Annotated in this window: 13 protein-coding genes and 2 rRNA genes; 5 read left to right on the forward strand and 10 right to left on the reverse strand. The window is 57.1% G+C overall.

Going from position 1 to position 14,704, the window contains the following annotated elements:
• The first annotated feature begins 585 nt into the window (after positions 1-585).
• Complete coding sequence (locus JFT66_RS04095) at positions 586-3,480, forward strand: ribonucleoside-diphosphate reductase subunit alpha (RefSeq protein WP_153839963.1); 2,895 nt, start codon at positions 586-588, stop codon at positions 3,478-3,480.
• A gap of 91 nt (positions 3,481-3,571) precedes the next feature.
• Here the strand turns inward: JFT66_RS04095 and JFT66_RS04100 are convergent, their stop codons facing one another.
• The 7 genes from JFT66_RS04100 to JFT66_RS04130 form a co-directional block, all read right to left on the reverse strand.
• A complete protein-coding gene (locus JFT66_RS04100) occupies positions 3,572-4,666 on the reverse strand; it encodes a hypothetical protein (protein ID WP_153839964.1) in 1,095 nt (364 codons plus the stop codon).
• A gap of 180 nt (positions 4,667-4,846) precedes the next feature.
• Complete coding sequence (gene flgE, locus JFT66_RS04105) at positions 4,847-6,163, reverse strand: flagellar hook protein FlgE (RefSeq protein WP_034120821.1); 1,317 nt, start codon at positions 6,161-6,163, stop codon at positions 4,847-4,849.
• A gap of 31 nt (positions 6,164-6,194) precedes the next feature.
• Positions 6,195-6,914, reverse strand: coding sequence for a flagellar hook assembly protein FlgD (gene flgD, locus JFT66_RS04110; protein ID WP_034120822.1), 720 nt, complete (start codon positions 6,912-6,914; stop codon positions 6,195-6,197).
• A 16-nt stretch (positions 6,915-6,930) separates the two neighbouring features.
• A complete protein-coding gene (gene flgC / locus JFT66_RS04115; RefSeq protein WP_034120824.1) occupies positions 6,931-7,374 on the reverse strand; it encodes a flagellar basal body rod protein FlgC in 444 nt (147 codons plus the stop codon).
• A gap of 3 nt (positions 7,375-7,377) precedes the next feature.
• Positions 7,378-7,785: a flagellar basal body rod protein FlgB gene (gene flgB, locus JFT66_RS04120; RefSeq protein WP_034120825.1), complete on the reverse strand. Its 408-nt coding sequence runs from the start codon at positions 7,783-7,785 to the stop codon at positions 7,378-7,380.
• A gap of 308 nt (positions 7,786-8,093) precedes the next feature.
• Positions 8,094-8,921: a protein-glutamate O-methyltransferase CheR gene (gene cheR / locus JFT66_RS04125; RefSeq protein WP_034120826.1), complete on the reverse strand. Its 828-nt coding sequence runs from the start codon at positions 8,919-8,921 to the stop codon at positions 8,094-8,096.
• Positions 8,922-8,963: 42 nt separating this feature from the next.
• Complete coding sequence (locus JFT66_RS04130; protein ID WP_034120827.1) at positions 8,964-9,896, reverse strand: chemotaxis protein CheV; 933 nt, start codon at positions 9,894-9,896, stop codon at positions 8,964-8,966.
• A 74-nt stretch (positions 9,897-9,970) separates the two neighbouring features.
• Here JFT66_RS04130 and flgA point away from each other — a divergent pair, with 74 nt between their 5' ends.
• The 4 genes from flgA to JFT66_RS04150 all read left to right on the forward strand — a co-directional run bounded on the left by flgA (position 9,971) and on the right by JFT66_RS04150 (position 12,566).
• Positions 9,971-10,735: a flagellar basal body P-ring formation chaperone FlgA gene (gene flgA / locus JFT66_RS04135; protein ID WP_198858806.1), complete on the forward strand. Its 765-nt coding sequence runs from the start codon at positions 9,971-9,973 to the stop codon at positions 10,733-10,735.
• A 142-nt stretch (positions 10,736-10,877) separates the two neighbouring features.
• Positions 10,878-11,201, forward strand: a complete 324-nt coding sequence (gene flgM, locus JFT66_RS04140) for a flagellar biosynthesis anti-sigma factor FlgM (RefSeq protein ID WP_198858807.1) — start codon at positions 10,878-10,880, stop codon at positions 11,199-11,201.
• Between the two features lie 48 nt (positions 11,202-11,249).
• Positions 11,250-11,720 (forward strand): flagella synthesis protein FlgN, encoded by a 471-nt coding sequence (locus tag JFT66_RS04145; protein ID WP_198858808.1) that lies wholly within the window; start codon positions 11,250-11,252, stop codon positions 11,718-11,720.
• Positions 11,721-11,816: 96 nt separating this feature from the next.
• Positions 11,817-12,566: a flagellar brake protein gene (locus JFT66_RS04150; RefSeq protein ID WP_198809660.1), complete on the forward strand. Its 750-nt coding sequence runs from the start codon at positions 11,817-11,819 to the stop codon at positions 12,564-12,566.
• Positions 12,567-12,624: 58 nt separating this feature from the next.
• Here JFT66_RS04150 and JFT66_RS04155 read toward each other — a convergent pair whose 3' ends face one another.
• The 3 genes from JFT66_RS04155 to JFT66_RS04165 form a co-directional block, all read right to left on the reverse strand.
• Positions 12,625-13,998, reverse strand: coding sequence for an MFS transporter (locus JFT66_RS04155; RefSeq protein ID WP_198858809.1), 1,374 nt, complete (start codon positions 13,996-13,998; stop codon positions 12,625-12,627).
• A gap of 313 nt (positions 13,999-14,311) precedes the next feature.
• Positions 14,312-14,427 (reverse strand): 5S ribosomal RNA (gene rrf / locus JFT66_RS04160).
• Between the two features lie 169 nt (positions 14,428-14,596).
• Positions 14,597-14,704 (reverse strand): 23S ribosomal RNA (locus tag JFT66_RS04165); the annotation flags it as partial.

A 14,704-nucleotide genomic window follows, 5' to 3' on the forward strand; every position in this document is an offset into this window, starting at 1 on the left:
TGTGGTAGGGTTCGCGCCCTCAAAATTCCAACCGGCTGGATCTGCCCTGGAATATTCGGTGACAAACGGTGTAATCCAGTAGTAATGCGGCCTACAAGGGCGTTCCATGATTCATACACATTTTACCCACAGCGTTATCCACAGGTAGTGCGTTGCTAAGCCCCCTAAAACGCATTATCTTGTACCTCGGCGCAAAAAAAACCCTACATGTAGGGTTTAAGCGAAAAACCAAACACAAATCAGACAAGAAACTCAAGCGCTTTCTTGCTCACATTTGGTTGAACCAAAGCCTTTTTTGAAAGCCCAAACCGCGCACGCGGATGGCAACCGTTTTCAAGCCCCATTGGCAGAAAACGGTACGGGTGTTGCAGGGCTTGAACGGGGCCACTGTCACCCACCAGGAATACGGCGAAGGGCTCCCCGGCCCCAAGCCAAAGACTTCGGCATGGAAGCGGCGCGATGAGCTCCCTTCCTCCTGTCCCGAAGTTGTTATGCCAGGCCCAGGCCTGTTGTAAGTGCTTCAGGACGGAACGGTGGGCACCGTGATGGTGCCCAAATAAATATAGAATGTGGAGACAACCCCCCATGCAAACCGACACAACTCGCGAGAACCCGCAGGGCTCCGTGCCGCAGGCCGCTGATTCGAATCTGGATCTGTCCGCCACCGCACCTGGCCAACTGCGCGTGATCAAGCGTAACGGCACTGTCGTTCCTTATACCGATGACAAAATCACCGTCGCCATCACCAAAGCGTTTCTTGCAGTTGAAGGCGGCACCGCTGCTGCCTCGTCGCGCATCCACGACACCGTTGCCCGCCTGACCGAACAGGTCACCGCAACCTTCAAGCGTCGCATGCCATCGGGCGGCACCATCCACATCGAAGAAATCCAGGACCAGGTCGAACTGGCCCTTATGCGTGCCGGCGAGCAGAAAGTAGCCCGCGACTACGTGATCTACCGTGACTCGCGCGCCAAGGAACGTGCTGTACGTTCCCCAGCCGAAGAAGCTGCCGTACAAGCGCACCCGTCGATCCGCATCACCCTGGCTGACGGTACGTTTGCACCGCTGGACCTGGGCCGCCTGAACACCATCATCACCGAGGCCTGCGAGGGCCTGGAAGAAGTCGATGGTGACCTGATCCAGCGCGAAACCCTGAAGAACCTGTACGACGGCGTGGCCCTGACCGACGTCAACACTGCACTGGTGATGACCGCCCGTACCCTGGTTGAGCGTGAGCCGAACTACTCGTTCGTCACCGCGCGCCTGCTGATGGACACCCTGCGTGCCGAAGGCCTGGGCTTCCTCGGCGTCGCCGACAGCGCCACTCACCACGAGATGGCCGACCTGTACGCCAAGGCCCTGCCTGCCTACATCGCCAAGGGTATCGAATTCGAATTGCTGAACCCGGTCCTGGCCACCTTCGACCTGGAAAAACTCGGCAAGGCGATCAACCACGAGCGCGACCAGCAGTTCACCTACCTGGGCCTGCAAACCCTGTACGACCGTTACTTCATCCACAAGGACGGGATCCGCTTCGAACTGCCGCAAGTGTTCTTCATGCGCGTGGCCATGGGCCTGGCGATCGAAGAGAAGCACAAAGAAGACCGTGCCATCGAGTTCTACAACCTGTTGTCGTCCTTCGACTACATGTCGTCGACCCCGACCCTGTTCAACGCCGGCACCCTGCGTCCACAGCTGTCGAGCTGCTACCTGACCACCGTGCCGGATGACCTGTCGGGCATCTACCACGCGATCCACGACAACGCCATGTTGTCCAAATTCGCTGGCGGCCTGGGTAACGACTGGACGCCAGTGCGTGCACTGGGCTCGTACATCAAGGGCACCAACGGCAAGTCGCAAGGCGTTGTACCGTTCCTGAAAGTGGTGAACGATACCGCTGTAGCCGTGAACCAGGGTGGCAAGCGCAAAGGCGCTGTCTGTGCCTACCTGGAAACCTGGCACATGGACATCGAAGAGTTCATCGAGCTGCGCAAGAACACCGGTGATGATCGTCGTCGTACCCACGACATGAACACCGCCAACTGGATCCCTGACCTGTTCATGAAGCGTGTCTTCGATGACGGCCCGTGGACCCTGTTCTCGCCATCCGAAGTGCCAGACCTGCACGACCTGACCGGCAAGGCCTTCGAAGAGCGTTACGAGTACTACGAAGCCCTGTCCCAGTACCCAGGCAAGATCAAGCTGTTCAAGACCATCCAGGCCAAAGACCTGTGGCGCAAAATGCTGTCCATGCTGTTTGAAACCGGCCACCCATGGTTGACCTTCAAAGACCCGTGCAACCTGCGCAGCCCGCAGCAGCACGTGGGCGTGGTCCACAGCTCGAACCTGTGCACCGAGATCACCTTGAACACCAACAAGGACGAAATCGCCGTTTGCAACCTGGGCTCGATCAACCTGCCGAACCACATTGTCAACGGCAAGCTGGACACCGCCAAGCTGGAACGCACCGTGAACACCGCCGTGCGCATGCTCGATAACGTTATCGACATCAACTACTACTCGGTGCCACAGGCGCAGAACTCCAACTTCAAGCACCGCCCGGTTGGCCTGGGCATCATGGGCTTCCAGGATGCGCTGTACCTGCAGCACATTCCTTACGGTTCCGATGCTGCGGTCGAGTTCGCCGACAAGTCCATGGAAGCGGTCAGCTACTACGCGATCCAGGCTTCCTGCGACCTGGCCGACGAGCGCGGCGCCTACGAGACGTTCCAGGGTTCGCTGTGGTCCAAGGGCATCCTGCCGCTGGATTCGCAACAGATCCTGATCGAACAGCGTGGCCAGAAGTACATCGACGTTGACCTGAACGAAACCCTGGACTGGGCGCCGGTACGTGCCCGTGTGCAGAAAGGTATTCGTAACTCCAACATCATGGCCATCGCACCGACTGCCACCATCGCCAACATCACTGGCGTATCGCAGTCGATCGAACCGACCTACCAGAACCTGTATGTGAAATCGAACCTGTCGGGCGAATTCACCGTGATCAACCCGTACCTGGTTCGTGACCTGAAAGCCCGCGGCCTGTGGGACTCGGTGATGATCAACGACCTGAAGTACTACGATGGTTCGGTACAGCAGATCGAACGTATCCCGCAAGAACTCAAAGAGCTCTACGCGACCGCGTTCGAAGTGGACACCAAGTGGATCGTTGACGCCGCTAGCCGTCGCCAGAAGTGGATCGACCAGGCTCAGTCGCTGAACCTCTACATCGCCGGCGCTTCGGGCAAGAAGCTGGACGTGACCTACCGCATGGCTTGGTACCGTGGCCTGAAAACCACTTACTACCTCCGTGCCCTGGCCGCGACCAGCACCGAGAAATCGACCATCAACACCGGCAAGCTGAACGCAGTGTCCAGCGGCAACCACGGTGATGATTCGGTACTCGCAGCGCCAGCCGGCCCGGCACCTGTGCCAAAGGCCTGCGCGATTGATGAGCCGGATTGCGAAGCTTGCCAATAAGCTGAGCCAATCCAGGGCTTGAACGCCCTGGATTAAAAGCCCGATAGACCCTGACTGCTTGGGGTTTATCGGGCTTTTTCGTTTCTCGTCCCTAGAGGAAAGCGTAGGCAATACCCTGCTTCGGTGCGCCTCCTCGTCTTCCCCACAGCTCCACTCGCCCATCGATCACCGCCATCGAGTGGCGATCATAGGCCACGACACCGAGCTTACCGCTCGCCAGCTCACTGCTCGAAGACCGCCGGTAAAGCCCTTTCAACCCCAGGCGATCCAACGCTTCGTGGGGCATTTCGCCGTTATTCAGGCTTTGCATCGCATGGGCAAAGCTCTTTTTCGATTCATTCGGGTTGTCGTCCAGGCCATTGCCTTCCATCTGCGCGCGCTTGGCACTCGCCGCAAACATGAAGTTGGCATCAGTCAACATCTGCGGATTATCGCCCTTGAACTGCGCATACCTGGCCGCTTGCTTCAATTCGTCCTTGGATAAATTGAGTTCGAAGCCGTCACGCATTTTCACCTGATAACCATTGGCCGTCTCTTTCACCTCCTTGAAAACGTCGGTGGGCTTCTGACCGAACTTCATCATTGCGCCCTTTATCGCTGAAACGGTGACGCAATTACCGTCCGGCCCCTGGCTGAACCCACTCCAGATATTATCTGGCTTTTTCCCTGGATTACTTTGATCAGGCTTGTAGTTGAAGTGCTTGGAGCCTTCGGTAATCGGCAGATTACTCATGGGCTCGCTGGGGCCAAAATTGTTTGGACTGGCCCTGCCTCCACCGCCGCCACCGCCACCGCCAGGTGATGGAGCGGGGGAAGGCGGTGATGGTGTTGGAGAGGCATCATCCAGTTCTGGAAACCACAACTTCATCAGGCGCCGCAAATGCTCCAACCAAGAGACGTCAGCCTTTTCCATCAGCTCTTTCATGATCTCTTTGAATTTTTCGTCACCCAGTTCTTCGCGCTTATCATTCAACTTGTTGCGAAGGTCTTGAGCCGTCTGGCTCTTGGATGTTTTTTCGGCATCCATCAATTCACTGAGCAGCTTCCTGACCGACTCCGTGTTGGCAGCCTTGTCATCGTTGGCCCCATACGCCGGACTTTGCCGCCCATACGTGCCGCCATAGACAGTCGCGTCGAAACCACGCGCTCCACCTGCGCTACCCCCCCACAATGCATAGCTCGCCATTTACTTAAACCCTATAGTCGCTGGACGACGTCCGTCCGTTGGCTCATACGTGGCGAAATTGGCGTTACGCGTTCCCGCATCGGGGTAAGGTGAAACAAGCAGTAAATGACTAAGTAGCGCACACAAAAAAGGCCCCTCGATCGAGGGGCCTTTTTGTGTGCGGGTACTTGAGCGACGGTATCAGGTCATCTGAATGATGGTCTGCATGATGGTGCTCTGGGTGGAGATGGTCTTGGCGTTCGCCTGATAGTTGCTCTGGGCCTTGATCAGGTCCACCAGCTCGTTGGTCAGGTTGACGTTGGAGTTCTCCAGGGAAGTGGCCTTGATCGAACCCAGAGTGCCAGATTCCGGTGCGTCAAAACCCGGCTGGCCTGACGCGAAGGTCTCTTTCCAGGTCGTACCGCCGGCCGGCTGCAGGCCCTGCTCGTTATTGAAGCTGGCCAGGGAAATCTGGCCGATGGCCTTGCTTTGCTGGTTACTGAAGGTGGCGAAGAGCACACCGCTGCCATCAATCTTCAGGCCGGTGATCTGGCCGGTGGCATAACCATCGGTGACCGGAGGGTTACGGTAGCTGGCCGAGTTGTACTGAGTGACGGTGCCCATATTGATGGCGATGCCGTCTTTGTTCGCCGTCGCATCGTTAGGCTTCCATACGCCATCGGTCACCGTGCCAGGTACCCAATCCTTGATGGTCAAGGTGTTACCGGCAACACCGCCGGTCACGATGCTCTTGAGATTACCGGCACCATCGAAGCTCAAGGTCGACGGCACTGGCGCCGTCACCCCAGCACCGGTACCGGTAGGCGCCGAACCATCAGGGTTGCGACCATCGATCAAGGTGTAGGCCTGCCACTGGTTGGCATCGGTTTTCACCAGGTACTGCACCATCGGGTGTGCGTTGCCCTGGGAATCGTACAAGGTGGTGCCGTATTGCGTGGTGAAGGTTTCGGACTTGGTTGGATCAAACGGGTTCTTGGACTGATCGATCACCGGCGACGAAGAGTTCAGGTTGCTGGAAGAGTCCACCTTGGTAGACGCCTTCGGTGGCAGGTTCGCCAGGTTCAGTTGCAGGTCGACCAGGCCGCCTTTGGTGATTTTGCCATTCTCGTCCGCAGCATAACCTTGCAGACGCGAGGTACCGGTATTGTTAGTGATGTAGCCGTCTTTGTCCGCGCGGAATGCGCCGCTACGGGTGTACTCCAGCGAGCCGTCGCTGCCCTTCTGCACGAAGAAGCCACCGCCCTGGATCGCCATGTCAAGGATGCCACCGCTACCGTTGACGTCACCCTGTGTGAACTGCTGGGACACCGCCGCCAGGTTCACACCGTTGCCGATGCTGTTCTGGCCGGTACCGAGCTTGGAAGCCGCGTAGATGTCCGAGAATTCCGCACGGGATGACTTGAAGCCAGTGGTCGCGACGTTGGCGATGTTGTTGCCGGTCACGTCCAGTTGTTTGTTGGCCGCATAGAGGCCGCTAAGGCCGATATTAAAAGACATGTTTCTCTCCCTCTGCCGTATTTAGCCGGCTCTATGTACCGATAGTCTGAATTTGCGACAGCTTGACGCTGCCCATGCCGCCTGCAAGGTTGAGCAGCATTTCGCCGCCGGTCTTGCTCAGGGTCACGCTGGTGACCGTAGCTGGCAGCGAGGTGGCCAGGGCTAACGGTTCACCCTTGTCATTTTTGGTAGTTGCATTGAAGGTGTAGGTGCCAGCTGGAGCAACCTCGCCCTTGTCGTTCTTGCCATCCCAGATAAAGTTCTGGCTGCCGGCACTCTGCGCGCCCATGTCCACGGTGCGCACGACATTGCCGTCTTTGTCGGTGATCTTGACGGAGACGTTGCCCACCGCCGATGTCACCGCCACCGAACCGGTCATGCTCTTGCTGGTATCGACCATGGCCTTGTCGGTCTGGGTGATGATCGACCGCCCCACCAGCGACGAAGCCTGCAGCGCTTGCGACGAGCTGAAGTTGCTGGAGATGTTATTCACCGAGTCGTTCAGGGTGTTGATGCCTTCCAGGCTGCTGAACTGTGCAAGCTGGGCCACAAACGCGCCGTTGTCCTGGGGCGACAGCGGGTTCTGGTTTTTCAGCTGGGTGACCAGCAACTGCAGGAATGCATCCTTGCCCAGCGACTGGTTGCCAGTGGCAGCTTTGGAAACATTCGATACATTGTTCGAAGCGTCCTTGACCTTGGAATTGAACAGGTCCTGGACTGCTGTGTTGTTAGACGTATCAACGATGGCCATTATTTGGCGCCCCTTATCACTGACCCAGAGTCAGGACCTTCTGCATCATGGCTTTGGCGGTGTTCATCATTTCCGCGTTGGTCTGGAACGAGCGACTGGCGGAAATCATGTCAGCCATTTCCTCGACTACGTTGACGTTGGGGTAGTAGACATACCCCTTTTCGTTCGCGGCAGGATGGTTCGGCTCGTAACGGGCCTCAAGGTTGCTCTGGTCTTCGACCACACCCAGCACTTGCACACCGGAGCCGGCTGCATCCTGGTTCTGGAACAACGAATCGCTGCCGCCGCCCTGGCCACCCTGGAACATGGTGGCGAACACCGGGTGACGGGCGCGGTAAGTCTGGTCAATGCTCGAAGACACGGTCTCGGCGTTGGCGATGTTACTGGCGACGGTGTTCAAACGCGTGGTCTGCGCGCTCATGCCACTGCCGGCAATATTGAAAACACTGGACAGGGACATGGCTTACTCTCCACGCAGGGCTGACATCAGCCCTTTGAATTTGCTGTTGAGCAGGGTGAAGCTGGCCTGGAAGTTCACCGAGTTCTCGGCGTAGTTCGATTGCTCCAGTTGGGCGTCCACTGTGTTCTGGTCGATCGACGGCTGCATCGGCGTGCGATACAGCAGCGACTCGTCACCATTGCCCAGGCCCTGCGCTTCAATATGACGGCTGTTGGTCATGTTCAAGGCAAAGGTGCCGTTCTTGGTCTTGTCCTGTTGTGCAGCGAGCACGGCAGAGAAGTCCAGATCCCGAGCCTTGTAGTTCGGGGTATCGGCGTTGGCAATGTTGTTGGCCAGGACTTCGGCACGCTGGGCGCGGAAACCCAGGGCTTGTTCGTGGATACCGAGCGCTTTATCGAAGCTGATGCTCATGGCGGAAACCTTTAGGCTGACCTGCTGTTCGTTAGCAGGGTTATAGCAAGGTGCATGCCAATCTTGCGGGAGCCCGTATATCAAGGGTTTCGAGGGGAGTTGCCGGCGGCGATGCCAGAAAAGCGGCAAGCGATTTCCGCGTGGCGCCAGTAAAGCGGCAATAAGGAGTTGCCGCTTTCAGGAGGACTGCCGCATAACAAATGTGGGAGCGGGCTTGCTCGCGAATGCGGAGGGTCAGTCAACTTATCTCTGACTGACAGAACGCATTCGCGAGCAAGCCCGCTCCCACATTTTTGATCGCGTACGGCTTACTTGGCCTGGTAAATGATCCCCGGGCTGCACTGGACCATCTGGTAGTGATCCGGAAGTCCGTTCAACGCTTCAGAAGCACCGAGGAACAGGTAGCCCCCGCGCTTGAGCGTGCCGTGGATGCGCAACAAGATGTCTTTCTTCACTTCGGCCGAGAAATAGATCAGCACGTTGCGGCAGAACACCATGTCGAACTTGCCCAGGCTGGCGTAGCTATCGAGCAGGTTGAACGAGCGGAACTCTACACGGTTCTTGATCGGGGCCTTGATCGCCCAGCGCCCTGCCCCTTTCGGGTCAAAGTAGCGTTGCAGGCGCTCTTGGGACAAACCACGGCCCAAGGCCAGGCTGTCATACTCACCGGTCTTGCAGTTGGTCAGCATGGTGCCGGACAAATCCGTGGCGACAATCTGCGCGCCGGCCTTCAACTGGCCCATGTTGGTACGTTCGAACTCGTCAATGGACATCGAGATCGAATACGGTTCCTGCCCCGAGGAACAGGCCGCCGACCAGATTCGCAAACGTTGGCCCGGGCTGGCCTTGATGGCTTCCGGCAGCACTCTGTTCTTGAGCACTTCAAAGGGGTAGGTATCACGAAACCATAAGGTTTCGTTGGTGGTCATGGCATCGACCACCATCTCCTTGAGCCCGCTGCGCGGCTGCCCCTGGATCCGCTGGACCAACTCACCCAGGGACTTGATGCCCTGCTGTTCCATCAGCTTGTTGAGACGGCTGGATACCAGGTACTGCTTGTTTTCACCGAGCAATATGCCACAGGCCTTTTCCAGGAAGACCCGGAACTGTTCAAAATCCAAATTACCCGTAGACACTGATACCGCCTCTTAAATCGTGTGACCGCCGGGGGACATCCCCTAGCCGTGATCTGCTGCCTTGATCCGGTCGACTACCCGGGATGCGAGGTCATCAGGACGGAATTTGGCCAGGAAGTCATCAGCACCGACTTTCTTGACCATTGCCTGATTGAATACTCCCGACAACGAAGTATGCAGGATGATATGCAATTTTTGCATGCGTGGATCGTTGCGTATCTCGGCCGTGAGTGTGTAGCCGTCCATTTCCGGCATCTCGATGTCGGAGATCATCATCAAGAATTCTTCTTCTGGCTTCTTGCCTTCATCCACCAGCTTGCGCAGGTAATCCAAGGCTTGGCGACCATCATTAAGGGCCACCACGTCGACACCGACGGTTTGCAGGCAACGCGTGACTTGCTTGCGCGCTACCGAGGAGTCGTCCACCGTCAGCACGCGCAGGGACACGGCCTTGTGTGCGGTCTCGGCGTCCACTACGCCGACGGAGATAGTTTCCGAGGTCGGTGCCACTTCGGCGAGGATTTTCTCCACGTCGATGATTTCCACCAACTGGTTATCGACCCGCGTCACTGCAGTAAGGTAGTGATCACGCCCAGTGCCCTTGGGTGGCGGATGAATCTCCTCCCAATTCATATTGACGATACGTTCCACCGAGCGCACCAGGAAACCCTGGGTCTTGGTGTTGTACTCGGTGATGATCACAAACGGGTTCTGGCGGTCTTGCAAACCGGCGGAACCCGTAGCCAGTGCCAGGTCAAGAATCGGAATAGTCGCGCCACGGATGTTGGCCACGCCACACACCACCGGATTGGACCTGGGCATTATCGTCAACTTGGGACATTGCAGCACTTCCCGCACTTTAAACACGTTGATGCCGTACAACTGCTTGCCATCCAGGCGGAAAAGCAACAACTCCAGGCGATTCTGCCCTACCAGCTGTGTACGCTGGTTTACTGAATCCATTACACCTGCCATGCCCAGACTCCTAAATCCTAGGGGTACGACGCGTACCCAACACTAAACGGCACGAGCTTTGCTATTTATTGAGTATGGATATTAAAACGACAGTTTCCCGACGCATTAGCCGCTCACAGTACCGCAGTCTTCTCTGCGCTACGATGGCGCTGCTTGCCTTGGGCCTGGGCGTCACGACCCGCGCCGACAACGTCACCCTGCCTGATATGCTTATCGGCGTCACCCAGGGCTTTCTTGAGTTCACTGTAGAAGATTATCTGGCGACCACGCAGACACCAGGCCGGTATGAAATCCAAGTCAACCAATTGGACCCGCGTTTGCGCATGCCGATGTGCGACAAGGAATTGACGGCCACCCTGGAAAGCCCCGCCCAACCCATAGGCCGCGTAACGGTAAAGGTACGCTGCGAAGGCGCCTCACCCTGGACGGTGTTTGTGCCGGCTCAGGTCAAACTGTTTCGCGACGTTGTGGTGGTGGCGCGACCGTTGAAGCGCACCGGCATCATTACCTTTGAGGATGTGGCCCTGCGCGAGCGAGACATCAGCCTGATCAGCCAGGGCTACTTGACCTCAGTGGACCAGGCTATTGGACAGAAACTCACGCGACCAATGGTCACTGATCAAGTCATGACATTGGTTCATCTGGAACAGGCCGAAGTCATTCGCAAGGGTGACCAGGTCGTCATTTCCGCAAGCAGCGGCGGGCTGAATGTGAGGATGCCGGGCGAAGCGCTGTCCAACGGCGGCATGAGCGAACAGATTCGCGTCAAGAATCTCAACTCCAATCGAGTGATCAAGGCGCGGGTCACGGCGCCAGGCCAGGTCGAGGTAGCGTTATAGATTACTGGAATCACACGCTCGCTTTTCCTACACTGTGCGTTGGATGTCTGGCTGTACAGGTTTATTGTCAATCGAGCCTAAAGTTTGTCCGGGTATGGCCGAAAACATGGCAAGCGTCCAAATACCCAGAGGTTTTTTCAACATGGTCATTGATTTCAGTCGTTTGAATAACACCCCGGCTTTGCCCGGCAATACGCGCACCGGCGGTGCGAAGGACAGCGTAGAAGCCAAGCCCCAGCCCGTGCCCGCCAAGGCAGAGCAGGCCAGCGCCAGCCAGAGTGGGGAATCGGTACACCTGAGCAATGAGGCTCAACAGTTGCAGAAGGTCACTGACTCGCTGCGCGATCAACCGGTTGTCAATAAAGCCCGGGTGGCCGAGTTGAAACAGGCTATCGCTGATGGCAGCTATAAAGTCGACAGCAACCGTGTAGCCAGCAAGCTGCTTAACTTCGAAGCCGAGCGCTAGGCAAAGGCCTGCGCAGGGCTTTTGGACGCTTAAAACCCAAGGCCAGCCATGCACCACGACGAACATCTGCTTCAACTGATCATTGATGATCTGGCGCCGACGCAACAATTGCTCGAGCTGCTCAAAGAGGAATCCCTGGCCCTGTACGGACGGGATATGCGCTTGCTGGAAGAAATACTGGCGCGCAAACAGTCGCTCATTGTGCTGCTCGAACAACACGGCAAGAAGCGCAGCGAGATCCTGATCAGCCTGGGCCTGCCCGCCGATCACGACGGCCTCGCACAACTGGCCAGCCATTCTTCGGTCGGTGATCACCTACTCGCGCAAAGCAAAGAACTCAATCAATTGCTCGCCCAGTGCCAGGAAGCCAACCTGCTCAACGGTCAATCGATCCAGCTTCAGCAAGCCACGACCGCCAATCAGTTGCGCATACTGCACGGCGGAGAGCCTCCGGCCCTTTACAACGCCCAGGGCTCAACTTCACGCCTGGTCAAGCCAAGCACCCGCAGCCAAGCCTGACACCGGCTTACAGCGTGACCTATCCAAGGCGCGCTACATACTGGCAAAATGCCGGTTCTTGCGTGTAGTCGTATTTTGTCTGGAGATGGAAGAACCGTGTTCAATGCCCTTAATGCGGAAGATGCACCGCAGCCACCGAAGGTGCTCACCACGCCTCTGGAAATCGCCAGCACCTTGCGGATGCTGCAAGAAAGCCATGATCCGCTGATCATCACTTTCCACGAACGCAGCCAACGCTTTCAGAGCTACCTGGTGGATATTGACCGGGACAGCAAGACGCTGGTACTGGACGAAATGATTCCTCGTGACGGTGAACGCTACCTTGAGAATGGCGAACCCTTTCGTATCGAAGGTTTCCATGAAGGTGTGCGGGTTGCCTGGGAAAGCAACGGCACGCTGACTGTCAGCGCAAAAGACGGCCACCGCATCTACAGCGGCAGCTTGCCCGACGAGGTGGTTTACCATCAGCGACGCAGTGCCTTCCGCGCCGCGCTAAAGCTCGCGCAATTGGTGGACATCGAGTTGGGTGGCGAAAAGCTTAAGGCCCCGATCAGCGGCAAACTGCTGGATATCTCCGCCACCGGCTGCAAATTACGCTTTGAAGGCGATATCTCCGAACGCCTGCAGCTGGGCCAGGTCTATGATCGCTTTATCGCGGCGCTGCCCTTCGGCAGCATGACCACCTCCGTCGAACTGCGGTACCTGCACTTCGAAGACAAAATCAACACCACCTTTGCCGGCGTGCGCTTCCACAACATGAGCGGTTTGGTGCAGCGGCAAGTGGAGCGCTTTGTGTACCAACTGCAGCGTGAGGCTCGGCGCTTCGACAAAGACGACGATCTTTAAGTCTTCAACGCTAAAGTAAAAAACGGGCAGATCCTGGTGGGATCTGTCCGTTTTTCGTTCAGGGGCGCGCCCTGCTCAGGTCATGTGGATGCTCGTCGGGGTCCGGGGGCTCGTGCGACTCTTCACTGGCCGGCTCATCAGTGGAGGGTTCAGGCTCTGGATCAGGAACACTGACTTGCATCTGCTCTTGTACTACTTGCTCATCCACCCGTGGATCGAGCGCAGCCACCAGCGGCGAACTGGACATGCTGTCGGGCATCGCCACGTGATGCAACGGCGCATCGTCGACCTGATGCAGGTTGGTCACCGCCTTCGGTCGAATTCGCCACACCAGGATCAACGCACACAGGCTGAAAAACGCGTAGAGCATCTGACTGCCGAATAGCTTCATCACTACACCCGCCAACAATGGCCCAATGCTGGCACCAATGCCGTAGGTCACCAGCAGCATGGCCGTCAGCGATACCCGCCGGTCGCCTTCCACATGGTCGTTGGAAAAAGCTACCGCCAATGGGTAAAGGCAGAACTGCACCAGCGAACAAAAGAAGCCCGCCACGAACAGCACTTCCAACGGCACTTGAGTCATGATCGCCAGCGGCAATGCCGTTATCGCCAGGCACAAGGCAAAGCAGCGAATCAGCAACGCTCGGTCATAGCGGTCCGACAACCAGCCCAAGGGCCACTGCACGACCAAACCAGCGAAAATGCAGCTACCCATGAACAGGCCGACTTGCTCAGTCGTCAGGCCCTGCTGGGACGCATAGAGCGGCGCCAAACCGTAGAAAGAGCCCACGATCAATCCCGCGCCCAGCACCGTGCTAAGAGACTGCGGCACACGTTTGATAAAGAAACGGGGCTCCATCGGCGCCGGGTGCAGCGGCGCCGGGTGAATGCGTCGAGTCATGGCTACCGGCACCAGGCACAGGGCAAAGCACAACGCCACCAACATCAACAGCTCAAGCCCAAGATGGGGATGCATTACCAGGATCAACTGGCCCAGTACCAATCCGAGGTAAGACGCGATCATGTAGCCACTGAACACTACGCCGCGCTGCTTGGCATCCGCCTGCTCGTTGAGCCAGCTTTCGATGACCATGTACTGGCACATCATCCCCAGGCCTACGATCATCCGCAGCACAATCCAGGCTGGCAGCCAATCAATCAAACCGTGCCCCAGCACCGCCGCACCGACGATCCCGGCGCAAGTGGCGTAGGCACGGATATGCCCGACCCGGGCAATCAGACGGTGCCCGATCTTGCCACCGAGGACCAAGCCAAAATAGTTGGCGGCCATCAGCGCACCGACCCATAGACTGTCGACATTGTCTGCTGCCAGACGCAAGGCCAGATAAGTACTGAGCAGGCCGGAGCCAATCAGCATCATCAAGGAGGCGAAATAAAGGGCTCGAAAAGATTTCCAGATTTGGCGCATCGGCGTTCCGAGCGGCTCCTTGCGGTGAGAGATAGGGCTATCGGCATGATAGTCCGGGGTAGCCGGATCCGGACAGGCGCTATGGCCTATTACCGGGATTATTTTGCATAAAAGCTCAGACGCTACACCGGTGCCAGTAGGTACACCGATAGAGATAAATGCATGACGCACCTGCTGTGAACCCTGAAGCGCTGCAAGGTTCGACTGATATTGGGGGCATTGCAAAAAGTCGCGACTATTGATGAGCGCGGCACTTTTCAAGCGCCCAAAACAAAACCCCAACTGCTTTCGCAATTGGGGTTTCGGAATTTAATCTTGACGATGACCTACTCTCACATGGGGAAACCCCACACTACCATCGGCGATGCATCGTTTCACTACTGAGTTCGGGATGGGATCAGGTGGTTCCAATGCTCTATGGTCGTCAAGAAATTCGGGTACTGAGTCGTAGCCTGTTGGCTTCGCTTCAGCAAATTGGGTATGTGACAGCTTTCGGTGTTTTGTGAACGTCGAACTTTCGGTTCATTTCGTCTTCACACACCGCAATCTGGCGCTCGTTGCTTTTCAGCTTGAAGCAGGCAAATTGCTTGGGTGTTATATGGTCAAGCCTCACGGGCAATTAGTATTGGTTAGCTCAACGCCTCACAGCGCTTACACACCCAACCTATCAACGTCGTAGTCTTCGACGGCCCTTCAGGGGACTCAA

It is taken from the genome of Pseudomonas sp. MF6755 (genome assembly GCF_016405635.1).
In the GTDB taxonomy this organism is placed as follows: domain Bacteria; phylum Pseudomonadota; class Gammaproteobacteria; order Pseudomonadales; family Pseudomonadaceae; genus Aquipseudomonas; species Aquipseudomonas haemolytica.